Source organism: Leyella stercorea, from assembly GCF_021531355.1.
Taxonomy (GTDB): domain Bacteria; phylum Bacteroidota; class Bacteroidia; order Bacteroidales; family Bacteroidaceae; genus Prevotella.
In genome coordinates this window covers 137,466-163,704 of the sequence record NZ_JADYTS010000002.1, presented here as the reverse complement: position 1 = coordinate 163,704, position 26,239 = coordinate 137,466, and the positions used below count along the sequence as shown (strand labels likewise).

The following is a 26,239-nucleotide window of genomic DNA, read 5'->3' as shown; positions in this document are numbered from 1 at the left end:
TGGTTCAAAATTAGTAAAAAAAATGCATACAATAATAAAAAATAGGATTTTTTTAAACACAAAAAGACCCGAACATTACCAATCTATTAATAATCAGTGATATTCGGGTCTTTTTAATATGTAACCAACAGCCGTTTGTGGCTTTATAACAGTCGTTTATGGCGCAGTATTATCCACGATAGTGCCGAGATAACCACCGAGATAAGCAGCGCTATGAGGAATCCGAAACGGCTCTCCTCCATACCGTTTATAAGGTTCATTCCGAAGAACGAAGATATAAGCGTAGGCAACATCATGATAATTGACACGGACGTAAGTGTACGCATCACGGTGTTCATGTTGTTGTTGATGATGCTGGAGTAGGTGTCCATCGTCGACTCAAGAATGTTCGAGTAGATATTGGTGGTCTCGCGTGCCTGCGACATCTCGATGTTAACGTCTTCGATAAGGTCGGCATCAAGCTCGTCCACCTGAAGCTTGAACTTCAGCTTCGATAGCAGCGTTTCGTTGCCACGTATGGACGTAACGAAGTATGTGAGCGAGTCCTGCAGTCGCGACAGGGCGATGAGCGACTCGTTGTTCACGTTGTGATCGAGGTTGTGCTTTGCCTTTTCGATGAGGGTATTGATTTGCTTCAGACGTTTCAGATACCACACTGCAGACGACAGAAAGAGTCGGAAAATCATGTCTACATAGTCAGTAAATCCCTCGCCTCGCTTCTGCTGGTACGACACAAAGTCGATCATCATGTTTGTCTCGTAATAGCACACAGTGATAGTGACATCGCGCTTGTGTATGATACCAAGCGGCACAGTGGTGTATGGCGTACGCGAGCGTATCTCCTTGACATACGGTATACGAAGAATGATGAGCATCCATCCGTCGTCATACTCGTAGCGCGCACGTTCGTCGGCATCGCTGATGTCGGAGAGGAAATAGTCGGGTATGTTGAATTTGTCTTCCAGAAATTGCTGGTCTTCGTCTGTCGGACATGTTACCTGTATCCAACAGTTGGGCTGCCATTCGTCGATGGTCTTAAGTGTAGAGTTTGTATTCCAAAATGTTCTCATAAAGATAGGTCTCCATGGGTTAAAACAATATGTGGGAGACCAGCCGTTATGAGTTGCTGTCCTCCTGCACTACAAATTCATATTTTCCGCGTGATAGTCGTCCATATATTGCGTATATATTGATTTTCGGCTGCAAAGGTATATAAAAATGGCGAATAAGCGTACTTTACTTCTACATTATTTGCACAATCGTAGTCAATTTTTACACAAATGAAACATTGCCAAAACTTTTTTCGAAGCTTGCTTGTGTAATTTGAGTTTTTCTAATACCTTTATCGCATTATACTACAAATGGGGTTATAACGAAACACTGAATACAAAAAGAAACATATATGAAAAAGAAAATTCTGCTGACAACAGCTACTGTCGTCATCCTACTTGCAGCCGTGCTGACTGCCGGCTCGTTTTACCTGGTAAACTTTGCTCTGGTGGATGCCAACCGACACCGCGACAGCAACTTCAACAGGGCTATGACAAACTATCCCGAACTGCGACCGTGGATAGACAGTCTGAAAGCCGAGGGCGCGCTCAGCGACACATTCGTAGTGATGCCTACCGGCGAACGTGCTCACGCTCTGTATGCACGCTCTACAAAGGCGCATGGCGCAACGGCTGTTCTGGTGCATGGCTATACCGACAACGCCACGTCGATGCTTATGATTGCCCGAATATACAACCGCTACATGAACTACAACATACTGCTGCCCGACCTGCACGGACATGGACAGAGCTATGGAAAGGACATACAGATGGGATGGAAGGATCGCCTCGACGTGATGCACTGGATTGACATTGCACCTGGAATTTTCCGTACACCTGCCGACTCAATGCGCCTCGTGGTGCACGGCATATCTATGGGTGCTGCCACTACGATGTGCGTAAGCGGTGAGCAGACGCCCAAGTATGTGAAGTGCTTTGTTGAGGATTGCGGCTACACAAGCGTTTGGGACGAGTTCGCCCACGAACTGAAAGGACGCTTCTCGCTGCCTGAATTTCCGCTGCTTTATACAGCGTCGTGGGTGGTAAGGATGAGGTACGGATGGTCGTTCGGTGAGGCTTCACCGCTCAAGCAGGTGGCTAAGTGCCGCAAACCGATGCTATTCATCCACGGTGACAACGATACTTACGTGCCAACGGCTATGGTCTACCCACTCTACGAGGCCAAGCCTCAACCCAAACAGCTTTGGATAGCGCCCGGAAGCAAGCATGCCCTCTCCTATCGCGACCATAAATCGGAATACATAAGAAAGGTTACGGAGTTTGTAAGCAAGTGGAACGGGGCGGAGAATTGAAAATTGAGAGGTGAGAGTTGAGAGTTGAAGAGAGTGAGAGTTGAGAGTTTTTAGTACATGCAAATATTGTATTGGCGGTAAGAAATTGTTACAAACGAAAATCTGATTCTAGAGATTTCACTGACGGTTTTTATCGTCTACGACAGCGATTAGGACACCTCAAAACATCAAAATGACTTAATACAGATTTGCTTTACACGGTTTTAACAATTCAAAAACTGTGTAAAGCAAATCTGTATTAAGTCACCCCACCCTCGTACTATTACTCGGCAAGCATAAACTTCTGTGCATCCTCACCCTCAATACCGTTCTGCTTAAGGATGTCGGCAAGCGAAGCGTAGTTCTTGCGGAATGTCTCCACTATCTGCTTCTGCTTCTCGGGATTGTAGGTCATTGCTATTCCGGCTGACTCCATTGTTCCGAGTGGCTCGGCAAACACGATGCCCGGGTTGTGATATTTCACGGCAATGCAGTTCTGCTGAATATGGCGGAACTTGCCGATGAGTCCGTCTGTCAGAACGGGGGCATCCTTGGCATAAACCACCTCTATAGTCTTTGCCTTCGAGCAGTCGGTCTCCGGGATGTCAACTATCAGGCTGAGGTTGTTGCCGTCGTATTCAAAATCGGTCGGCTTTCCGTCCACTATGACTTTCTCTGGCACTGCCGACGCCACGAGCTTCAATCGGTATTGGCGGTGTGCAGGCATTCCGCTGTACTCCCCTTTACGTGCTCCTATACTTACACGCAATGTTCCGTCGGCTGAATGTGTGGCAGACAGCAATGTGGAGGCATAAGCCGTGGCATACTGCTTGTCGTTGCCGTTGTCCTCATACATTACGAACTGTGCATCTACGTTGCCCGGATATACCGTCACGGTGACAGCCTCGTCGTTACGGCGCAGATTCTTCACGTCGCCATATTGCGGAATTATGCTGCCCGCCTTGACGTATATAGGATACTCGTCGAGCAGGAAGCGACGTTCAACCGTCTGTCCGCCCTTCAGCATTGTGCCCGATGTGAGTTCGTACCAGTCGTTGCCAGCCGGCAGCCACACCTTCTGTAGCGACACGCCGTCGTTCATAGGCTGCGTGATAGGATAGACCAGATAGTTGTCGCCGAACATATACTCATTGCGGTTTGTGTAAGCCTCCTGCGCATCAGGATAGTCGTAATACATCGGTCGGCACAAAGACACACCGGTGTCGTAGGCATGGCGCGCCATAGTATATATGTAAGGCGCGAGCGAGTAGCGTTGCTTGATGATGTCGCGAATGATGTCGCGCTCCTTGTCGGCAAATACCCACGGCTCCTTGTTAAGCCCTGCATTCTTTGTAGAATGGGTGCGCAGAATGGGGCTGAAGGCTCCGAACTGCATCCAGCGTATGTACATCTCAGGATTGATAGAGTCGGCTCCCATGTGTCCGCCGATGTCGTGGCTCCAATAACCGTAGAGCACGTTGGAGGCGGTAGAGTTGTAGTAAGGCTGGAAGTCGAGCGATTTCCAGCTTATGATGGCATCGCCAGAGAATCCTATCTGATAGCGGTGGTTGCCCAGTCCGCCCCAACGGTGATACAGCATGGGTCGGGTGTCGTGATGACGCTCCATGTCTGTGAATGTAGCATAGTTGATCCACCACACGTTGCTAAGTCGTGGAAACTCCTTGTCGTTGTTCCACTGCTGCCAGTCGAGCCACCAGAAGTCGATGCCGTAGCCTTCCATAGGACGCAGCACCTTGTCATACCATCCCTGCATGAATCGTTTGGACGAGGCATTCCATGGTATATCCTTCTTCTCGGCAGGATCCATGCCCATCCATCGTGCCATGTCGGCGTAGCAATCCTCATAATGCTTTATGCCATCGGCAGGATGAAGGTTGACGGTTGTTTGCAGTTGCTGCTGCTTGGCCCACTTCATGAAGCCCGCAGGCGATGGAAAGAGTCGCTTGTTCCATGTATATCCGGTCCATCCGCCTCGTCCTTCCTCAGTGTAGTGCCAGTCCATATCCACCACAAGCACGTCCATCGGGATGCTGTAAGAGTGCATCTTGCTGACGAGTTGGCGCAGTTCGTTGTCGCTATAGCACCAGTAGCGCGACCACCAGTAGCCGAACGCATAGCGGGGCGGCAACGGTTCTTTGCCTGCAAAGACCGTAAAGTCGTGCAAAGCCTTCTTGTAGTCGTTGCCATAAGCGAGGAAATACATGTCCTGTGTCTTGCCTTCGTTAGGGCGATGTGCCACCCATTGCCAGTCGCTGTTGTCGAATACGTAGCCCTCAGAGTCGTCTATGAGTGTCCATCCGCTTCTCGACAGCAGGCCGTCTTCTATCGGCATCTTGCCAGTATCGCCACGCGAGTCGCCGTCATAACCGTCGAGTGTGCGGTAGGTTCCCTTCAAATTGGCGCCCGGCGCATCCTTCTGTCCGGGATGCCAGGCAAAGGGAATGACGCGTTTGCCGTCAGTCGGCTTCTTCTTTGTCTTTGCCGAGACTATTGAAAGATTGCGTTCGGTGAGCGGACCTGGGCCTTTTGTGTAAGTGAGTGTGAGATAGTCGGTGGATATGACAACCTTCTTGGCTGTCTCGCTCTTCTTGTATTTCACTTCAGGATAAGAGCGGTTGACTGCAATAAACGACTTGTTGTCAAGAAATTTTCCGTCGGGTGCATACTCCATGCGCACCGTTCCGTCGGTGACAAGCGTGAAGCGCACGTTGCTGTCCTGATAGACAACATTGGCATTCTGGGCTGCTGCGGTGAGCGAAAGAGCTGAGAGAGCTGAGGAGAGAGCCAGCAATTTGTAAGATGAATACTTTTGTTTCATTATCAGTATAGGTTTATTGTTTGTATTGTTACAGGGTGCTTGTCTTTATAAATCAGCAATAGGAGAGTGTGACAAAATGTCGCACCCTCCTAAAAAATACTACTACAAAAATCAAACCGTTTTTTATTTAGCCATAAGGCTGACAGCGAATCCGCCGCCACGTGCCTGCTTCAGCTTCAGCACATCACCTTTCTTGACTGTACGGTGAGTGATGACGTAGGCTGAAGGATTCTTCTCGTAATCGGCATTGGGCGCATCCTGATAGATGGCGCAGTCGTACTTGCGTCCTTTGTCAAGAAAATCGAGGCGCACGACTGACTTATGGCCTTCGGCATCGCACTTTCCGCCCACAAACCAATTGTCTGTTCCTTTAGCCTTGCGGGCTACAGTGATATACTTGGCAGGCTCGGCTTCCAGATAGCGAGAGTCGTCCCAGTCGCAAGCTACGTCGCGAATGAACTGGAAAGCATCGTCATACTTCTCGTAATTCTCAGGCAGATCGGCTGCCATCTGCAACGGCGAGTACATAGTTAGATAGAGTGCCAACTGTCCGCAGAGAGTGGTGTGGACATACGACTTGTTGTTGGGGTTCCACTCGCTCAGCTTCGTTACGAATATGCCGGGAGTATAGTCCATCGGACCACCCTGCAATCTGGTGAACGGCAGAATGACCGTATGGTAAGGCTCACTGCCTCCGAATGCCTCATACTCTGTGCCTCGTGCCGACTCGTTGCCTACGAGATTAGGCCATGTACGGCACAATCCAGTAGGACGTGTAGCCTCATGCGCATTGACCATTATGTGATGCTTGGCCGCCTCCTTGATGCAGTAGAGATAGTGGTTGTTGGTCGACTGCGAATAATGGTAGTCGCCTCGCGGAATGATGTCGCCCACATAGCCGCTCTTCACGGCATCATATCCATACTTGTTCATAAGCGTATAGGCTGCCTCCAGATGACGCTCGTAGTTCTGTGTGGATCCGCTCGTCTCGTGGTGCATCATCAGTTTCACTCCCTTGGAGTGGGCATAGTCGTTGAGATACTTTATGTCGAAGTCGGGATAAGGTGTCTGGAAGTCGAACACATAGTCCTTGTAATGACCGAACCAGTCTTCCCATCCGATGTTCCAACCCTCTACCAGCACCTCCTGAAGTCCGTTCTTGGCAGCGAAATCAATATAACGCTTCACATTCTCGGTATTGGCAGGATGCTGTCCGTGCGGCCGGCACTTTGAATAGTCAAGGCTTTCAAGATGCACCGAAGGCAGATCGAAGGTGTAGCTCCACTGCTTGCCTCCGGCTATCATCTCCCACCACACTCCGCAATACTTAGTAGGATGAATCCACGACGTATCCTCTATCTTGCACGGCTCGTTGAGATTGAGTATGAGGTTGGACGCAAGCATGTCGCGGGCATCGTCGCTTACTATCACCGTACGCCACGGTGTGTTGAACGGAGTCTGTACATATCCCTTCATACCCGTAGCGTCTGGCGTGAGCCACGACTCGAACACCATGTTCTTGTCGTCGAGATTGAGGTGCATTGTGGGGAAGTTGACGCAGGCGGCTTCATGCAGATTGATGTAGAGTCCGTCGTCGGTCTTGAGCTGCAGTGATGTCTGTACACCCGTAGGCGAGAACGATGTCTGCGAAGCATTGGACGTTATGGCTGCCTTCATTTTCGAACGTATCTCGCTCATCTTCGATATTACGGTCTCATACTCCTGCGTGTCGTAGTCGCCCGGAATCCAATAGGCTGTATGGTCGCCCGCCATTGCAAACTGGGTGTGCTCTTCCTTCACTACGATATAGTTGAGCTTGGGCTGTTGCGGAAACTCATAGCGCAGTCCCATACCGTCGTCGTAGACACGGAAACGAATGCAGATGTCACGCTGCATTGAAGCCTGATTGAGCGTTACGGCAAGTTCGTTGTAATGGTTGCGTATTGTTGCGGTCTCGCCCCATACCGGTCGCCATGTCTCATCGAACGTGGCTGTCTGGGTGTTCTTCACCGTGAACCCGTCCATGAGGTCCTGCTCGTTCATTTCGTTGGACGCATGCTTGTCCTTGGCAAGTTCCAGTCCGAGATGCGACGGACGTATCACTTCCTTCTTCTTGTATGTCATCTCATACGTGGGACGTCCGTCCTGCAGATAGAACTTCACCGAAACGTTGCCGTCAGGCGATGTCACAGTCTGCGCACCTGCCCCCAATGTGAGGGCAAGTGCAAGTGCTGAAAACAATAGTTTCTTCATATGTAATTGTTTATTTATTCTACAACAATCATTGTCCAATACTTAAGCTGCGGAACGGTGAATACAACGAAGTCGCCTTCCTGACGATATTGCAGTTCCTGCGGAGCGCCTCCAAGTTGGTCGGGCGATGCCACCCACAGCTTCTTTACGTTCTTTGCACGCATACGCAATGTTAGGTTGTCGATGGCTTCGGGCTCGGGCATCGTTCCGTTCTTGTCGCGCCAGCTCAAGCTGTTGGCCTGACGGAAGTTGAGCAGACTCACCACTTGCTTGCCGTCTACGCTCTTGCTGTATGCCGTTACGTTGCCAAGTACGGGCGGCCATGCATTGATCGTTACCACAGACTTGGCTGCTGCAATATCGCATTGTGTCTCTGTTCCACCGTTGCGAAGCAGGTTCTGATAGGCTGTAAGGAAATCGTAGTACGCCACTATCTGCTTCTTCAGTCCGGCGCTCATCTTCACATCGGCATAAGGGAAGTATTCTGAACTCAGCATATGTCCTGCTCCGAGTTCGAGATGTGATGCTCCGAGGGCGAACATTACGGCATCGGTGAGCAGCACTCCGGGTGTATTGAACTCCGGCTTATTGTGTCCGTAGTCCATATATGCGGCATACACCTGACCTAACGTATTGCCGGAATACAGGCGATTGGCCTTCAATATGTCATGGAGGTCACTGAACTTGTCTTCACCATCCCACAATTCGGAGTACATAAAGTCAACGCATCCTGTTGACACAATCTTGTCTGAGCCATAATTACTGACGGCATTCATCACCAGACGTTTGTCGGGCTGACGCTCTTTCATAGCTCGTATGAACGATGCATAGCCGTTAGGCAGATTCACCTGCGATCCATAATAGTCGTAATCGGTGCCACGTGAGCCAAGCTGGTCGATATGGAATCCGTCAAAATCGAGTGCTTCATACACATCGTCGTTGCGGTCGGCAAGGTAATTCTGCCAGTCTTTGTTCGACGGATCGACAAGATAGATGTCGCTCTTCCAGTCGGACGGCAACTGATGGCGGTCGCATTTAGAGTGATTCTGGTCGGTATATATATACCAACGGTCGCCCACTCCATCAGCCTTTGCATCGTCAAATGCACCGAAACAGAGATTGTAGAACATTGCCTTCATGCCCAACGAGTGAGCCTGAGCGATGTAGTCCTTCACCACCGAAGTGTAGTTGTCGCGGTTGGCAATGTCCTTGTAGCTCTCGAGCAGATTGCCTGGTGTGCCGCCGAGCGGCCAATGCTGCTTGTATTGCCAATCGTAGAACTGCAATCCATTAATGTGGCAGCGGTTGAGAAATGACAATTCGGAAGCAATAACATCCGAAGTGCGGTCGCTACCGTATGAAGCTATGAAGCCATAGCGTGGGAATCGCGCCCAATCGCTCGACACATCTACGCCAATAGTGGCGTAGACGGTCTGCTGATTGTTGCCGTCAACTGTGTATATGTCGGCCATATAGCCTGTATAATCAGCTTGCGGAGCTGTCCATGTCCACGAAGTTGAACCTAAGTTTTCCTCGGCTATCACCTCAGAACCATGACGGTAGCGTATGCGAGCCGATGCAGGCAGAGTGCCGTCAGTCACGTTGAAGCGTACTGTCTCGCCCGGTTTGTATGCCGCCTTGTCTGTAGTGACAGTGAGCGAGAGGTCGGCTGTGGTCTTCACCACGGTCTGTATGATGTCCGTCGGAACGGTAGCGGGGTCGTTGTAGCTATTGTTGTCATCGCCGCATGAGCCTATCAATAGGGGCAGCGCTATTAGCAATGCATTCATTTTCATTTTATGCTTTTGTTAGATTGTTAATTTTTTGAGATTGTTACGGTCTCGTTGAGCTGGTCGAGCGTTATGGTGTATGTGCCCGACGATGTTATCTTCCACTTGTAGTCGAGGTCGCTAACGTTCACAGTCAGATACTGCGATTTAAGTGTTTCGTCACTCTTGTTGATGAAGAGAGCCTTCTCGACAGTGCCCTTTGGTTCGGCATCGGGAGCAGAAGGCATAAACCACGCTCCGTTCCAGTCGCTCTGCTTGTCGCAAGAGAACTTGAGTTCGCCTGCGTTGAGCTGACCTGTCCATGTGAATACATAAGGACTCTCTGTAGAAGTCATCGGTGTTGCATTGCCAAGATCCCATCCGTTGGGTGTAGCATCACCCACAAGGTATATCATTTTGTATGGAGTGAACTCGCTCATCATCATACGTTCCTTGCCCGAACGAATGTCAACGCATATCTTATAAGCCTTGCCGGTCTCGCTGTCCTGCAGATTCCACTTGTTGTCGGGGTCGAAACCTGATACGAATGCCATGCTCTTGTCCGTATAAGGAGCATTTGCCTGTGTCGCCTTATACATATTCTCCCATGAGTTCATGGATGTTCCGAACTTGAATTCGCCTCCTACGCCCTGCTCAAAGTAGCGTCCCATGCGGAAAAGGAACGGATCAAGAGCGTCCTGTGTCATCGGTTCAAAGCCCCATCCGGTTGGATTGCCGACAAAGAAGAGCTGGTCGAAGGCAGGTCTTATGCCCTCTGTCTTCTCTATGCTTACTGTTCCGACAAGCAAATCGACCGTGACTTTATAGTCGTGAGCCTCGTCTATAGTCCATTTCTCGTCGGGTTGGTCGTCGCTTGTGCGGAGCACAGGAGCACCGTTGTCGCCGCGTCCGTATGAAGGCAGAAACTGTCCGAGAGTGGTTATGAACTTTATCTCGCCGCTATTGAGCTTGCCTTCCCAAGTGAAGAGGCCGTTGGTGGTGCGAGTCATTTCCGATGCATTGTCGGCGCTCCATCCGTTTGGAGCAGCACTACCTATAATATACAATGTGGATGTGACGGGTTCGTACGGTGTAACGGTGAACTGCGTGGTGGCAGTCTGTGTCTCTTCTGCGCCGCTGACTATGGCAGTGACGCGTGCTTCGATGTCAATGGGTGTGCCAACGGTGCCTCCCATCTTGTCGAGAATGATGTTGTTAAGATTCTCCACGTTGGCGCTCCACGTGTAAGTCTGCGTCTGTTCGTCCACAGCAACGTACGGTTGGGCGAAATCGGTGCCAGCCTTAGCCAGCTCCAGACGATAGCTGATGCGGTTGCCGGTACCGTAATTGTTGCCGGTGGTCCAGTTCAGTGTGACGGCGTCACTTGCATGGTTGGTCTCTTGCAGAGCGGACAGGGCTTGGTCAGCCGTGATTGTCAGCTGGTCGCGTCCTTTGTCCAGTTCGGTGTAGTCCTGGTCAGAGCAAGCGGAGAGGGCAAAGCCGATGAAAAGAAGAGCCAACAGACTATGAATGCAATTTATATATCGTTTCATATTGATTCGTTTTATTGTTTATAATGTTTCCTGACGTTTTAATATCCGGGGTTCTGTGTCATCAGCTGGTTGGCATCTCGCTCTGTCTGCGGAATCGGGAAGAGCAGACGTTCCTTAGTGACACGCGACTTTCCGATGGACTTGAGGAACTTCACGGCATAGTCGCCATGCTGCAAGCGTATCATGTCAAACCAGCGATGGCCCTCAAACGCCAGTTCAATACGACGTTCGTGTATGATCTTTTCGCGCATAGCTTCCTGCGACAATCCACTCACTCCAGGCAGTCCGGCACGATGACGGACGATGTTAAGAGGCTCGGCTGCCTCAGCAGTCTTGCCCTGCTCGTTGAGAGCCTCAGCCTTCATAAGCAGCACATCGGCATAGCGATACACCACGAAGTTGGCAGGATTGGTGTTATATTCTGGTGATACGCTCTTCGAAACGAGAAACTTGCGCACGTTATATCCGGTAGTTGAGTAGCTGCTCTTGTATGTCATGCCGTCAAAATCGGGACATCCATCATACAATACGGTAAGGTCCTTGCGCTTGTCGCCTTCCTCATACTGCGACATGAACTCTTCTGTAGGCTGGTTCCATCCGTAAGATCCTGCCACAAAGTTGGAGTTTCGCGGTCCCATGAATGTCGACAGCCAGCTCGACTGCGGATTGTTTCCCCAGAAGTCGTATTCGGTATTGCCAGAGAACTGCACTTCGAAGATTGACTCAGGACCGTTGTTGATGGTAGCGTCAAAGTTTGATTCGTACGTGCATTGGCTTAGATCGTAGCCAAGAGCTGTCACATCGTCGCACAGGCTCACAACCTTCTGATAGTATTCATTGTTGTCGGGAGCGAGTGTGAGGTATATATCGGCGAGCATTGTATAGGCTGCGTCCTTCGTAGCACGTCCAAGATTGTCGTCGTCAAGCTGGCTTTTGGCAGGAAGCAGATCGGCTGCGCGGTTGGTATCGTCAATTATCTGCTTGTAAACCTCGTCAACCGAAGCACGTGCTATGTCCGTGCTCTCGCCTGGATTGAACGGCTTCAGACGCAGAGGTACCCCACCATACAAGCGTACAAGTATATAATAATAATGTGCACGGAGGAAGTAAGCCTCACCGAGCGAACGTCCCAGAATGGTGCCCTTTTCCGGATTCTTGTCTTCGAGAGCATTGATGAGGATGTTGCACTGTCCGATACCGACCCAAGGCGAGCGCCACATGTACAGCGCCATACCATTATCGCTCTGCGTGGTGAAGTTGGAAGCCTGAACGGTCTCAATGCCGTCGGTACCTCCACCAGCGCCTACTATGCTGTTACCAGCAACGATGTCGAGTGTCCACAGACGTTGATTGTACATATTTGACGACTGGAGTGTACGGTAGCAGGCATTTGCCATCGACACCGCCACGTCCTCGTCGACCGTCGTTTCGGGGTCGACTGTGTTCTTAGGCTCACGGTCGAGGAAGTCGCTGCATGAACACATCGAGCCTGCAAGTGCTATGTTGAGAGCCAGAATAAATATCTTTTTCATAATGATTCAGTTGTTAGAAGTTTAGGTTTAATCCGATGTTGAACGTGCGCGAGATGGGATAGCTTGAGAGGTCGATTCCGTTGACACCCACTTCGGGGTCGAAACCTGAGTATCCGGTTATCGTTGCCACGTTCTCGCAAGAGAATGTGATGCGTGCAGAATTGAGTGTCAGGGCACGAAGCCACTGCTGCGGCACATTGTAAGAGAGCGAAATGCTCTTCAGACGCAAGTATGCACCGTTCTCAACAAAGCGGTCGCTGATGCGGTTGTTTTGGTTGGGATCGCCATAAACGGCACGTGGCATCGTGGTGCTTGTGCCCTCGCCATGCCAGCGTGACAGCACGTCGGTGAGCTGGTTGTAGGCTGCCGACATGCCCGTAAGGTCTATCTTGTTGGCATTGAATATCTTGTTGCCAGCCACGCCCTGCAAGTATACCGACAGTTCCAGACCCTTCCATGCGAGCGTATTGCTCATCGAGAAGATGTGTGTGGGGTTAGGATTGCCTATCACGGTGCGGTCGTTGTCGTTGATAACACCGTCGTTGTTGAGGTCCTTGAAGCGTATGTCGCCAGGCTCGGCACCAGTCTGAATGGCGTGTTCTTTTACTTCCAGCTCGTTCTGGAATATTCCGTCGGTGACATAACCGTAGAACACGTTGATGGGCAGATTGTTGGCGAGCATCGTTACGTACGAGTTGTTCACCTGATTGATATAGTAAGGCACGTCGCTGTTGAGACTCTTTATCTTGTTGCGGTTGTATGTATAGACGATACCTGTCTCCCACTGCAGCGGACCCTGAATGTTGACGGTATTGAGCGAAACCTCAAAACCCGTGTTGCGAACCTTTCCGGCATTGGTGTAAGTGGTGCTTGTGTCCTCAAATCCCGAAGTGATTGGGATGGAAGCCTTTACGAGCATGTCGGTCGTATTCTTTATATAATAGTCGAATGTGAGGTGGGCACGCTGATTGAAGAGTGCTGCATCGAAGCCAATGTTGGTCTGTGCCACCTGCTCCCAATGAATGTTAGGATTGGCAAGCGTTGCCGAAACGAGTGCCGACTGTTCTGTTCCTGTCTTGCCGAACGGATATACGCTGGTGTTGTATGAAGCCAGATAGCTGTAGTTGCCCACACTGGCCTGACTGCCCGTAACGCCGTATCCGGCACGTATCTTGAGGTCGTTGAGAATATTGTTCTTCGGGAACCACTCTTCTTCAGAAGCGCGCCATGCCAGCGATACTGACGGGAATGTTCCCCAACGGTTGTTGCGGCCGAAGCGCGACGAGCCGTCACGGCGTACTGTAGCGGTAAGAAGATAGCGGTCGGCAAACTCATAATTGAGTCGTGCCATATATGACATAAGCGCCCATTCGGTCTCGTTGCCGCCGATGGCATGCATCTTCTCGCCGTTGTCCATCTCGTGTACGCCCTCATAAGCGAACACGTTCTTCTGTGCGTTGAGATAGTCGAAGTTGTTCCACTGTGCCGATGTACCAGCCATCAGTCCTACGTGATGCTTCTTGGCGAACGTATGGTCGAAGATGAAATAGTTGTCCCAAAGATAGGTGAACGACTTGTTGTCGCTCTTGTAGCGGCTGCTCTCCTCAACGGGCGAGGGTTTCCAGTTGTGCTTGGGGGTATAGCTGTCGTTATACCAGAACTTGGCGTCAATGCCGAACGTGCTCTTCAGCTTGAGCCACTTAGCCAAAGTTACCTCAGCCGAGATATTGCCAAGGAGGTTATAGCCCTTAGTGCTGCTGCGGTCGGTTGTGGTTGGACCGATCGGGTTGCGTGCGCTGCCATACCAAAGCGAATTGCCCTCAGGTCCGGTCCACTCGCCACTGGCGTCCTTAACGGCAAAGACGGGCAGTGCTCTGTATGTATTGCCCATGTCATAACTGCCCTGCTGCTTGCGGTCGGCCGAAACGGTTATGTTGGATGTCATCTTCAACCAAGGCTGCACCTGGGCATCAGAGTTCTCCTGGAAGGTGAACCGGCGGTACTTGACGCTTCTTACAATACCCGTCTGATCGAGCATACCTCCCGACACATAATAATGTGCCTTGTCGCTGCCACCCGAATAACTCAACGTGTAGTTTTGCATATATCCGGTACGTAACAACTCGTCTACCCAATCGGTTCCTTTACCGAGAGCCGACGGATCTGCCCATTCGGGATTGGCTGTGTTGCCCGAATTGTTCATCATGTCGTTGCTCAGCGCTGCATACTGGCTTGCATTGAGCAGGTCGGGAGTACGTGTGGCATTCTGCACGGCAAGATTGGCAGAGAGCGAGAGGTGTCCCTTGCCTTCCTTTCCCTTCTTGGTGGTTATCATTATGACACCGTTGGCACCGCGGCTACCGTATATTGCCGTTGCTGAAGCGTCCTTCAGCACGTCCAGACGCTCTACGTCTGCCATGTTGATGGCATTGATGCCGAGGTCGGTTGGCACTCCGTCTATTACTACAAGAGGGTCGCAGTTGTTGATAGAACCCATACCGCGCACCTTAATAGTAACGTTGTCGCCCGGCTTGCCGGCATCTACAACCTGCAATCCTGCTATCTTACCCTGAATGGCCTGTCCGATGTTGGCTACCGGCGTGTTCTCCATGTCCTTGGCAGCAAGCGAACCGACAGCTCCGGTGAGGTCTTTCTTCTTCATAACGCCATAACCTACAACGACAAGTTCGTTGAGTTTGTGGACATCTTCGGTCAATACGATTTCAAGCGACGACTTGCCACCTACGGCAACACGCTGGTTGTTGTAGCCGATGTACGAAATTTCGAGTACTGCATTGTCGGGAACTGAAATCGAGAATTCTCCGTCAAGGTTGGTTACAGTGGCGTTTTTAGTGCCTTTTTGTCCAACGGAGGCTCCAATGATAGTCTCACCATTGGCATCCTTCACTACACCATGTATTGTCTTATTGTTCTGTGCGTATGCGCCTATAGGCAACATTGCAAGAAACGAACAAGCAACAATCTGGCTGATCCATTTTCGATTGGTTTTGTTCATATTATTGAGTTTTTAGCTGTTAAGTTGTTTTAACGGTTGCAAATTTAGAATTTATTTTCATAAGTTGTTCGTCAAAGTACCCAATATGTACACGTCTATGACTCAATAAAATATTAACAATATGATAATCAGATATTTACAAAAGCGCATTCACACTGCCAAGTACATCGTCCGAAAAGCAATGATATTGTCAAAGCAAGGGAATCAATGAAAAATATGAATAGGAATGCGCAAAAAGGCAATCATCCAATATGTTATTTCTGCAAAATTTGTAAATTTGCAGAAACCTATAGAAACCACAAACAATTCACTCCATGCAACGTTACATAGCCATTATCATATTCTTTATTGCCACCGCCACCTCCTCAATGGCAGACACCAACGGCAAGCTTATACAGCGTATTGACAGCATTATAGACAACATAACGCAGATATACGGCAAGAAGCAGGCACGCATCGACTTCTACAAGTCGATGGCACACAAAAGCCAAAAGCCCGAAACGCTGCTTTCGGCTTACGACAAGCTGTACGATGAGTACTTCGTTTTTCAATTTGACTCTGCCATGGTATATGCAGACAAGGCAATAACGCTTGCCGACCGCATAGGTGACAAATTCCATCACGACAAATGCCGCATTGAGAAAGCGTCGCTGCTGGGCGTAGGCGGACTCTATGGCGAAGCCGTTGCGCTGCTCGACAAGATTGATTCGACACACCTCGACAATGAACTACGGTTCGACTATACCATAGCCTACTACTTCATCTACACCTATTGGGCCGACTACTGTCACGACTATTACTATTCGCCACGCTATCACGAGCGTGCCAACAATTACCTTAAACAGGCAGTAACGATGCTCCGCCCTACCGACTCTTACTACAATTTCTTCTGGGGTGAGTATTATATATATGTGGAACGCAACGACAAGCGCGCCCTGGAGCACTACTTCAAGACTCTGAGTACAGCCCCCGTAGAGTCGCGATGGTATGCCATGGCGTCGTATGCCATTGCCAACAACTACAGCACCAACAACAATAACAACAAGTATGAGGAGTACATGCTGCGTGCATGCATTAGCGACCTGCTCAACTGTACGCGCGAAAACCTCGCCATGCAAGACCTTGCAATGTATCTGTTCAAGAAGGGCGACGACAACATTCTGCTCGCCGAGCGCTACATCAATTTTGCTATGGACGACGCCAAGAACTACAACAACCGACTGCGTATCATTGAAATATCGCAGAAACTGCCCGTCATCGTGTCGACCTATCGCGAAAAGCTGTCATCACAGAACAACACCATGCGCTTCGCATTGCTCGGAGTGTCTATCCTATTCGTGTTCGTTGTAGTGCTGCTATACTTCTACAGCCGGCAAAACCGACTGCTGGCACGCCACCGACACGAACTGTCTGAGAACAACAACCTGCTGTCATCGCTCAACGACAGGCTTAATACTCTCAACTCACGATTGCTCGATACCAACAGCCGACGCGAACGTCTGGCTAAGCTCTACATCGACCTTTGCGCCAAATACATCGACCGTCTGAGCAAGTTTGAAACTCTTGTGAAGCGCAAGATTAAAGTAGGTCAAGTCAACGACCTGCTCAATACGGCATCGTCGTCACGCCTTTCGGAAGAAGATGCGGCTACGTTCATGAACAGTTTCGACACGGCTTTCCTCGACCTTTACCCCTCGTTTGTCGACGAATTCAACGCTCTGCTGCGAGCCGACGAGCAGATTGTGCCTCCACACAAGGGACGCCTCACCACCGAACTGCGCATTTACGCCTTGATAAGGTTGGGTGTCAAGGAGAGTTCGGAAATTGCGGCATTGCTCTTCTATACTCCTCGCACCATCTACAACTATCGCTCTACGATAAAGAGCCGTGCCATTAACCGCGAAACTTTCGAGTGCGACGTCGAGCAGCTGTGCCGTGTAATACACTCCTGACAGCAATGTTCTGCACATGCAAATATTGTACTGGCGGTAAGAAATTGTTACAAACGAAAATCTGATTCTAGAGATTTCACGGGCGGTTTTTATCGTCCACGAAAGCGCTTCAGTCACCTCAAAACACAAAAAGGGGCTTCTTTGCTCTCCCAAAGTTATCGTTCAGGAGAGCAAAGAAGCCCCTTTTGCATTATGACTGTACCCCTTTTGCATTACAAAACGAACCCTTTTGGAGTGCAAAACGAACCCTTTTGCCGCAAAATGTAGTCCTTTTAGAATTTCCAAGATTGCACATTGGCTTTACACATTGACATATTGCGCTGTATATCAGCAACATCTGTGCTGCACGCGCAAAACTCAAGAATTTCGCACCAAACGTCGTCTTGCTCGTTCAACTGGCAGTTTTGAGCGGTCAGAAATGCAAATATTTTACTTGAAGCAGAGCTTCAGTTGTGGTGTTGAGGGGTTGATGGGGTGAGGATTTGAGGGGTAAGCCATGGAGCGCTCAGCTCTTCTTCACCAACCCATATATAATATGTGCGGTGCATTTCGACGGACTGTCCTCGCCTATCTTGCCCATCACCTCGCCATATCCAGCAAGCATCTGGCTGCGATAGTCGCCGTCGGGCAACAGACGGGTGAGTTCGCTGGCGATATTGTCTACCGAGAACGTGTCGGCTACAAGTTCGCGCACCACCTCACGACCGGCTATCAGATTGACAAGCGATACGAAGCGTACCTTCAGCACAAGACGCTTGAGCAGCGCGGTGAGACGAGGCAGAGGGGTCTTGTAGCACACTGCCTGTGGTACATTGAGCAATGCTGTCTCGAGCGTAGCCGTTCCGCTGGTTACCACGGCGGCACGTGCGTGCGTGAGAAGGGCGTATGTGTCGTCCGTGACAAGCTCTACGCCTCGTCCGTCTACAAGCTTACGGTAGTAGTCTATGGGTATTCCGGGGGCGCATGCCAGCACCATCTGATGGTCGGCAAAGCGTGAGGCTGCCTCAATCATGGCAGGCAGATTGTCTTTAATCTCCTGTCGACGACTGCCGGCAAGCAATGCTATGATGGGGCGCGACGACAGATTGTGGCGTCGGCAGAACTCGCCTGTGCTCTCCGTGTACGACTCGCGGAACTGGCGCACTTCCTCTGCCGTTGGATTTCCTACGTAATGTATAGGATAATGATGCTTCTGCTCGAAGAAGGGCACCTCAAACGGCAGTATCGAGAACAACTGGTCGACATCGCGCTTGATGTTCTTGATGCGCCACTCCTTCCACGCCCATATCTTGGGCGAGATGTAATAGTAGACGGGTATCTGCGTATGCGAATGGATATATTTGGCTATGTCGAGATTGAATCCCGGATAGTCGACGAGTATAAGTGCGTCGGGCTGCCACTCCACAATGTCGCGCTTGCACTTTGCCATATTGCGGAAGATGGTCGGCAGATGCATGAGTACGGGTATAAAGCCCATATATGCCAGCTCACGATAGTGTCGCACACGTATCCCTCCGACATCCGACATCTTGTCGCCGCCGAAGAAACGGAACTCGGCTGCATCGTCTACACGACGCAAAGCAGCCATAAGGTGCGAAGCGTGCAGGTCGCCCGAGGCTTCGCCAACAATCAGGTAGTATCTCATATATCAATTCAAAATTGAACAATTCAAAATAGCGCAAAGCGATAATTCAAAACTCAAAACTCAAAATTCAAAATTCTTCAGCGTCTCGTAGTCGGTCACGTCAATACGTGTAGGCGTAATCGCCACATAGCCATGAGTCAATGCCCAATTGTCGGTATCGGTAGCCTCGGGCTCATCATTGCGGTAATTTCCCGTCATCCAGTAGTAGTCGTAGCCGTGCGGATGGCGCATCTTGACACACTCATCATACCATGTTCCCATAGCCATACGGCACATCTTCACGCCCTTGAACTCGCTGGTTTTAGGGAAGTTAACGTTCAGGCACACTCCCTTAGGCAATCCCTCGTTGAGCACCTTGCTTACTATCTGTCGCACATAGGGGCGCAACGGCGTGAAGTCGGCATCATCGCGATGGTCGCAGAGCGAGAATCCAACCGACGGGATATACTTCATGCAGCCCTCAAGCGTAACGCCCATCGTTCCACTATAATGTACGTTGACCGAGCCGTTGTCGCCGTGATTGATTCCGCCTATCACCATGTCGGGACGACGGTCGGCAAAGAATTCCTCCAAGGCTATCTTCACACAGTCAACCGGCGTGCCGTTGCACGACCACATCTCGAAGCCCTCGTCCTTGCGACGCAGCTTCAGGCGCAAAGGCACTGTGGCTGAGAAAGCTGTGGCAAAACCCGAGCGGGCCGACTCAGGAGCACATACCACAATGTCGGCCATATCGCGCAGCATATCGACGAGGCAGTTTATGCCTTTGGCATGATAGCCGTCGTCGTTTGAAACAAGTATTAATGGTCTTTTAATATTCATAAAATTGGCTTTATTTCGTATGCAAATGTACGAAAAAAGGTTTAAACCTCCATTATCTCGCATAAAATATGTAACTTTGCCAAATAATTTTTGACACGAAATGGGAAAGATAATAGCACTCGCCAACCAAAAAGGAGGAGTTGGCAAAACAACAACGACAATAAATCTCGCGGCATCACTGGCCACATTTGAGAAAAACGTACTCGTGGTAGACGCTGATCCACAGGCAAATGCATCAAGCGGACTTGGCGTGGACATAAAGGAGATTGACTGCTCATTGTATGAGTGCATAATCGACCATGCAGACGTGCGCGACGCTATATACACCACCGACATCAACGGACTTGACATCATTCCAAGCCACATTGACCTTGTGGGTGCCGAGATTGAAATGCTCAACCTCAAGAATCGCGAGCGCGTCATCAAGAATTTGCTCGACCAGATACGCGACGAATACGACTATATACTCATCGACTGCAGCCCCTCGCTCGGACTGATTACCGTCAACGCGCTCACTGCGGCCGACTCGGTCATCATACCCGTGCAGTGCGAGTACTTTGCACTCGAAGGCATCACCAAGCTGCTCAATACCATCAAGATTATCAAGAGCAAGCTCAACCCTTCGCTCGAGATTGAGGGCTTCTTGCTGACAATGTACGACAGCCGACTCCGACTGGCCAATCAGATATACGACGAGGTGAAACGACACTTCCAGGAGCTTGTGTTCAAGACCGTCATTCAGCGCAACGTGAAGCTCAGCGAGAGTCCAAGCCACGGACTGCCCGTGATTCTCTACGATGCCGACTCGGCAGGTTCGAAAAACCATCTGGCTCTGGCCAAGGAAATTATCAACAAGAACACACCCGAGGAAAGTGAAAAGTGAAGTTTTATCACTAAACATTAAACATTAAAAAAAAGGATGGCAGTACATAAGAAATACAACAGAAGCGCACTGGGACGCGGACTCGAAGACATAGAAGGTGGCATGGGGCTCGACGCCCTTATTGACACCACCCCTGCCCGTACGCAGGGCACATCGACCATCAACGTGATTCCTCTCGACCAGATAGAGGCCAACCCCAACCAGCCTCGACGCGAATTTGACGAAGACGCTCTCGAAGAACTGGCTTGCAGCATACGCGAGATAGGCATCATTCAGCCCATCACACTAAGACAAGTCGATGAGAACCGTTTTCAGATTATCGCCGGTGAACGCCGTTGGCGTGCTTCGCAAATGGCCGGACTCACTGCCATTCCTGCCTACATACGCACCATCAACGACGAGAACATCATGGAAATGGCACTCGTCGAGAACATACAGCGCGAGGATCTCAACGCCATTGAGATTGCTTTGGCATACGAACACCTGCTTGATGCCGACGGAATGACACAGGAGAAAGTGTCTGAACGTGTAGGCAAGAGCCGCACAGCCATTACCAACTATCTGCGACTGCTGCGTCTGCCCGCCCAGGTGCAGATAGCACTGCAGAAGAAACAGATAGATATGGGACATGCACGCGCACTGCTGGCAATCGACTCACCATCAATGCAGATAAAACTGTTTAACGAAGTTGTGAAGAACGGCTACTCTGTAAGAAAGGTGGAGGAAATGGCACAGATGCTGAAAAACGGCGAAGACGTGGAAAGCGGCAAGAAGAAAATCGTAGCAAAGACAAAACTGCCCGAAGAGTTCACCGCACTGAAGAACCACCTCTCCGACTTCCTGCAGACCAAGGTGCAGATGACTTGCTCTCCAAAGGGAAAAGGAAAAATAACAATCCCTTTCGCCAACGAGGAAGAACTGGAACGCATCATGTGCGCTTTCGACAAAATGAAACAAGAATAATGAACTGGTAAGGCAACGGCAAGCCTCCAACAGTAAATAAAGAATAGGACAACAGTGAAGACTTTTTTGCTAAATATTCTGCAAACATTGGTTGTGGCTGTGGGCATGACTTTCATCGCCGGCAACGCCGCAGCACAACGCAAAGTGGCTGAACCACCGGCAAGAACACAAACTGCCAAAGCTACAGCCGCCGACTCGCTGAACCCCATACTCACCCAGCAAGACACACTGCGTATGCTGTCTACAACCAACGACTCGCTGAAAATAACCAACGACTCGCTGAAAATAGCCAAGCAACGCAATTGGGCGACGTGGCGCCCCAACCCCAAACGAGCTATGTGGCTCGCACTTGTGTTGCCAGGAGCCGGACAGATTTACAACCGAAAATACTGGAAGCTACCCATTGTGTACGGTGGATTTGTAGGATGCGTGTATGCACTGCGATGGAACAACCAGATGTATCACGACTACTCGCAGGCCTATCTCGACCTCATGGACGACGACCCTAACACGCAGAGCTACAACCAATTCCTACACTTAGGAGCACAAATCAACAGCTCGAATATGGCGCGATTCCAGAAACTGTTCAAGAATCGTAAGGACACCTACCGCCGCTGGCGCGACCTGAGCGTGTTCTGTCTTATCGGAGTATACGCCTTGAGCGTCATCGACGCTTATGTTGACGCATCGTTGTCGGAGTTTGACATTTCGAAAGACCTCAGTCTGAGAGTTGAACCGACCATAATAAACAACAACCGCGAACGCAATCCGCTCAAATCAAATAGTCTCGGCATCAACTGTAGCCTGAATTTCTAATGGCAACAGCAGCCAAGACCAGCAAACAAAAAATAATAAACAGATAAAATCGAATATATATATATTATTGATGAAAAAGACATTAATACTCATAGCAGCAGCAATTATGGGCTTCTCTACCCCAATCCTCGCGCAGAGCGACGACAACGAGAAGGAAATCACCGTAACTAACGCTCAAGGCAAGAAAGAGGTTATCGACCTGCCTGAAGCGATGACAACCGAATTCGACAGCCTACTGTCGGCATACAACAACAAGACTTATCTGCAGATCAATAACGACTGCAATATGTCGGACGTTAATCCTGTGTACTCTCCAGAAGTGTACAAGGAGCGTCTGGCACGCATTCCTTCAGTCATCGAACTGCCGTACAACGACGTTGTGCAGCAGTTTATCGACCGATACAGCGGACGCCTGCGCCGCTCTGTAAGCTTAATGCTTGGCGCACAGAACTTCTACATGCCACTGTTTGAGGAGGCTCTCGAAAGCTATGGATTGCCTCTTGAGCTGAAGTATCTGCCCGTCATCGAGTCGGCACTCAACCCCAACGCCGTGTCGCGTGTAGGTGCTACAGGACTGTGGCAGTTCATGCTTGCCACAGGTAAGCGTTATGGTCTGGAGGTGAACTCGCTCGTTGACGAGCGCCGCGACCCTGTGCTTGCATCTTATGCAGCAGCACAATACCTGCGCGACCTGTACAAGATATTCGGCGACTGGAATCTCGTCATCGCAGCCTACAACTGCGGACCAGAGAATATCAACAAGGCAATACACCGCTCAAAGGGCGAAAAGGACTACTGGCAGATATATCCCTACCTGCCAAAGGAGACACGCGGATATGTGCCGGCATTCATTGCTGCCAACTATATCATGAACTATTACTGCGACCACAACATCTGTCCGATGCGTGCCGAACTGCCTGCAAAGACCGATACAGTCGTAGTGAGCCGCGACATCCACTTCGAGCAGATAGCAAAAGTGCTGGGCATGGACGTCGACCAAATCAAACAGCTCAACCCACAGTATCGTCGCAACATCATCAACGGCAACACCAAGCCCTCAGCTGTACGTCTGCCGGCTACATTGGTGAGCAGCTTCATTGACAATGAAGATTCCATCTATGCCTATCGTCCTGAAGAACTTCTGGCTAAGCGTACTGAGGTAGAAGTGAACAATACTACCCCGACATACTCACGCAGCAACACTTCAAGCTCACGAAGCCGCAGTTCGGCATCGTCGAGACGCGGTCGTCACAGCAAGAAGCGTTCACGTGGCGGTCGCAGCATTACAATCCGCCAGGGCGATACTCTGTCGGAGATTGCAGCACGCAACGGCACAACTGTGAAAAAGCTCAAGAAGCTGAACAAGATCAGCGGAAGCAGCATCCGTGCTGGCAAGAAAATCAGAATTAAATAATATAAGTAGGCAGACAAATTCTGCCTACCGGAACGGCGGGCTCATGTCCGCCGCTCTGTATTTACATACAAATATGTCTCTTGACAACAAGGCACAAGCCTGAATCTGTAACCTGAATTACGTATTAACTTAAAGGGAGGACCCTAACTATGGACGACCAGAACTTGAAAGACCAACAGCGAGAAGCCGCTGACAACAAAATGATTGAGGACGCATTCAACGAAGTTCTCAAGATATACCTTGCATCACGACACCGCAGAAAGGTTGACATCATAAACAAAGCTTTCAACTTCGCACGACAGGCTCACAAAGGCGTGCGCCGACTTTCGGGTGAACCGTACATCATGCATCCTATTGCTGTGGCACGAATTGCCGTTGAGGAGATGGGACTCGGTTCTACCAGCATCTGCGCAGCGCTGCTCCACGACGTCGTGGAGGACACCGACTATACCGTCGAGGACATCTCCAACATCTTCGGCGAACGCATTGCGCACATCGTCGACGGTCTGACCAAGATTTCAGGCGGCATCTTCGGCGACCGCGCTTCGGCACAAGCCGAAAACTTCAAGAAGCTTCTGCTCACCATGAGCGACGACATCCGCGTCATACTTATTAAGATATGCGACCGTCTGCACAACATGCGCACACTCGCTTCGCAGCCTGCCAACAAGCAGTACAAGATTGCAGGCGAGACCATGTACATCTATGCTCCGCTGGCAAACCGACTCGGACTGAACAAGATAAAGACCGAACTGGAGGACCTTTCGTTCAAGTATGAGCATCCCGACGAGTACAACTACATCAAGAACAAGCTCGCCGACACACAGGCGCAACGCGATACGCTCTTCGCAAAGTTCACCGGACCCATACGCGAGGCTCTCGACCGCATGGGCATACAGTACGAACTGAAGGCACGCGTGAAAAGCCCCTACTCCATCTGGAACAAGATGCAGAACAAGCATGTCACCTTCGAAGAAATATACGACATCCTTGCGGTGCGCATCATCTATACGCCTAAGGTGCGTTCGGAGGAAATCAACGAGTGCTTCAAGATTTACGTAGCTATCAGCCAGATATACAAGTCGCACCCCGACCGACTGCGCGACTGGGTGAACCATCCCAAAGCCAACGGCTATCAGGCTCTGCACGTGACGCTGATGTCGAAGCAAGGCAAATGGATTGAGGTGCAGATACGCTCCGACCATATGGACGAGGTGGCAGAACAAGGCTTTGCAGCACACTGGAAATACAAGGAAGGCGAAATTGGTGACAACGAAAATGTTGACGACGATTCCGAACTCAACAACTGGCTGTCGACCATCAAGGAAATCCTTGACGACCCGCAGCCCGATGCTATGGACTTTCTCGACACCATCAAGCTCAATCTGTTTGCAAGCGAGATTTTCGTGTTCACGCCTAAGGGCGAAATCAAAACCATGCCTGCCGGATGTACGGCGCTCGACTTCGCTTTCCAGATACACACCTTCCTCGGTTCGCACTGTATCGGTGCCAAGGTTAACCACAAGCTCGTGCCGCTGAGCCATCATCTGCAGAGCGGTGACCAGGTAGAAATCCTATCGTCAAAGTCGCAGCATGTGCAACCGTCGTGGATCAACTTCGTGTCAACGGCTAAAGCCAAGCAGAAGGTTATGGCTATACTGCGACGCGACAACCGCGAAACTCAGAAGAAGGGCGAGCAGATTCTCGACGATTGGTTGAAGAAGAACGAGCTGGAAATGACCACACCTGTACTCAATAAGTTGTGCGAATTCCACGACATGCAGAAGCATGAGGACCTGTTCCTCGCTATCGGCCGACGCACTATATTGCTTGGCGACAAGGACGTTGAGGAACTGCTCGAAAAGAAGAAGAACGAATCGACAAGCAGCTGGCTCAAGAAATATGTGCCATTCTTCGGACACAGCGACAAGAAGGACAGCAAGAAAAACAACTTCTTTATTGTTGGCGAAGGCTTCAACAAGAAGAAACCTGTCATCATCAACGAGGAGAATATCTCGCAATTTATATTCCCCGCCTGCTGCCATGCTATTCCTGGCGACGACATACTGGGATATATCGACAACAAGAACCGCATCGAAATCCACAGACGCGACTGCACCGTGGCAAACAAACTGAAGGCAGCCTACGGCAAGCGAATTCTCGATGCCAAGTGGGACATGCATAAGGTGATGTTCTTCGACGCTACAATCGAGATACGAGGCATCGACCGCAAGCGCATGCTGCACGACGTTTCGGAAGTGATTTCGGACAAGCTCGACGTCAACATCCACAAGATGACAATCGAAAGCAACGAAGGAATATTCGACGGACAGATTGAAATACGCGTACACGACCGTAATGAAGTTAAAACGATAATGTGCGAACTGCGCAAGATTGAAGATATAAAGGAAGTGCTGCAGATACTCTAACAAGTGCTACAT

General features: G+C 50.2%; 16 protein-coding genes. 7 read left to right on the top strand and 9 right to left on the bottom strand.

The window, feature by feature from the left end:
- Nucleotides 1-143 precede the first annotated feature (143 nt).
- Complete coding sequence (locus tag I6E38_RS01400; protein ID WP_235392306.1) at nucleotides 144-1,070, bottom strand: magnesium transporter CorA family protein; 927 nt, start codon at nucleotides 1,068-1,070, stop codon at nucleotides 144-146.
- Between the two features lie 332 nt (nucleotides 1,071-1,402).
- Between I6E38_RS01400 and I6E38_RS01395 the strand changes: the two genes are divergently transcribed.
- Nucleotides 1,403-2,362, top strand: coding sequence for an alpha/beta hydrolase (locus I6E38_RS01395; protein ID WP_235392305.1), 960 nt, complete (start codon nucleotides 1,403-1,405; stop codon nucleotides 2,360-2,362).
- Nucleotides 2,363-2,624: 262 nt separating this feature from the next.
- On the opposite strand, the gene I6E38_RS01390 is transcribed toward I6E38_RS01395, so the two are convergent.
- From I6E38_RS01390 to I6E38_RS01365, 6 genes are all read right to left on the bottom strand, one after another.
- On the bottom strand, nucleotides 2,625-5,180 hold the full coding sequence (locus I6E38_RS01390; protein WP_235392304.1) for a glycoside hydrolase family 31 protein: 2,556 nt from the start codon (nucleotides 5,178-5,180) through the stop codon (nucleotides 2,625-2,627).
- 123 nt (nucleotides 5,181-5,303) lie between these two features.
- Nucleotides 5,304-7,433, bottom strand: a complete 2,130-nt coding sequence (locus tag I6E38_RS01385; RefSeq protein WP_235392303.1) for a glycoside hydrolase family 97 protein — start codon at nucleotides 7,431-7,433, stop codon at nucleotides 5,304-5,306.
- A gap of 14 nt (nucleotides 7,434-7,447) precedes the next feature.
- Nucleotides 7,448-9,229 carry an endo-dextranase gene (locus tag I6E38_RS01380; RefSeq protein WP_407936633.1) on the bottom strand — a complete coding sequence of 594 codons (1,782 nt, stop codon included), beginning with the start codon at nucleotides 9,227-9,229 and terminating at the stop codon, nucleotides 7,448-7,450.
- Nucleotides 9,230-9,249: 20 nt separating this feature from the next.
- Nucleotides 9,250-10,755, bottom strand: a complete 1,506-nt coding sequence (locus I6E38_RS01375; RefSeq protein WP_235392301.1) for a SusE domain-containing protein — start codon at nucleotides 10,753-10,755, stop codon at nucleotides 9,250-9,252.
- A gap of 38 nt (nucleotides 10,756-10,793) precedes the next feature.
- Entirely contained in the window at nucleotides 10,794-12,287 is a 1,494-nt protein-coding gene (locus I6E38_RS01370; RefSeq protein ID WP_235392300.1) for a RagB/SusD family nutrient uptake outer membrane protein, read from the bottom strand.
- A 13-nt stretch (nucleotides 12,288-12,300) separates the two neighbouring features.
- Nucleotides 12,301-15,246 carry a SusC/RagA family TonB-linked outer membrane protein gene (locus I6E38_RS01365; RefSeq protein ID WP_407936635.1) on the bottom strand — a complete coding sequence of 982 codons (2,946 nt, stop codon included), beginning with the start codon at nucleotides 15,244-15,246 and terminating at the stop codon, nucleotides 12,301-12,303.
- Between the two features lie 371 nt (nucleotides 15,247-15,617).
- Here I6E38_RS01365 and I6E38_RS01360 point away from each other — a divergent pair, with 371 nt between their 5' ends.
- Entirely contained in the window at nucleotides 15,618-17,255 is a 1,638-nt protein-coding gene (locus tag I6E38_RS01360; protein WP_235392298.1) for a DUF6377 domain-containing protein, read from the top strand.
- Nucleotides 17,256-17,760: 505 nt separating this feature from the next.
- Here I6E38_RS01360 and lpxB read toward each other — a convergent pair.
- A complete protein-coding gene (gene lpxB / locus I6E38_RS01355) occupies nucleotides 17,761-18,900 on the bottom strand; it encodes a lipid-A-disaccharide synthase (protein ID WP_235392297.1) in 1,140 nt (379 codons plus the stop codon).
- 60 nt (nucleotides 18,901-18,960) lie between these two features.
- A complete protein-coding gene (gene surE / locus I6E38_RS01350; RefSeq protein ID WP_235392296.1) occupies nucleotides 18,961-19,722 on the bottom strand; it encodes a 5'/3'-nucleotidase SurE in 762 nt (253 codons plus the stop codon).
- Between the two features lie 100 nt (nucleotides 19,723-19,822).
- Here surE and I6E38_RS01345 point away from each other — a divergent pair, with 100 nt between their 5' ends.
- The 5 genes from I6E38_RS01345 (at nucleotide 19,823) to I6E38_RS01325 (ending at nucleotide 26,227) form a co-directional block, all read left to right on the top strand.
- A complete protein-coding gene (locus I6E38_RS01345) occupies nucleotides 19,823-20,605 on the top strand; it encodes a ParA family protein (RefSeq protein WP_235392295.1) in 783 nt (260 codons plus the stop codon).
- A 36-nt stretch (nucleotides 20,606-20,641) separates the two neighbouring features.
- Complete coding sequence (locus I6E38_RS01340; RefSeq protein WP_235392294.1) at nucleotides 20,642-21,568, top strand: ParB/RepB/Spo0J family partition protein; 927 nt, start codon at nucleotides 20,642-20,644, stop codon at nucleotides 21,566-21,568.
- Between the two features lie 234 nt (nucleotides 21,569-21,802).
- A complete protein-coding gene (locus tag I6E38_RS01335; RefSeq protein ID WP_235392340.1) occupies nucleotides 21,803-22,384 on the top strand; it encodes a DUF5683 domain-containing protein in 582 nt (193 codons plus the stop codon).
- A 70-nt stretch (nucleotides 22,385-22,454) separates the two neighbouring features.
- Nucleotides 22,455-23,798, top strand: a complete 1,344-nt coding sequence (locus I6E38_RS01330; RefSeq protein ID WP_235392293.1) for a lytic transglycosylase domain-containing protein — start codon at nucleotides 22,455-22,457, stop codon at nucleotides 23,796-23,798.
- A 149-nt stretch (nucleotides 23,799-23,947) separates the two neighbouring features.
- The gene (locus I6E38_RS01325) at nucleotides 23,948-26,227 is read left to right on the top strand and encodes a RelA/SpoT family protein (RefSeq protein ID WP_235392292.1); all 2,280 of its coding nucleotides are present in this window, start codon (nucleotides 23,948-23,950) and stop codon (nucleotides 26,225-26,227) included.
- Nucleotides 26,228-26,239: the final 12 nt, after the last annotated feature.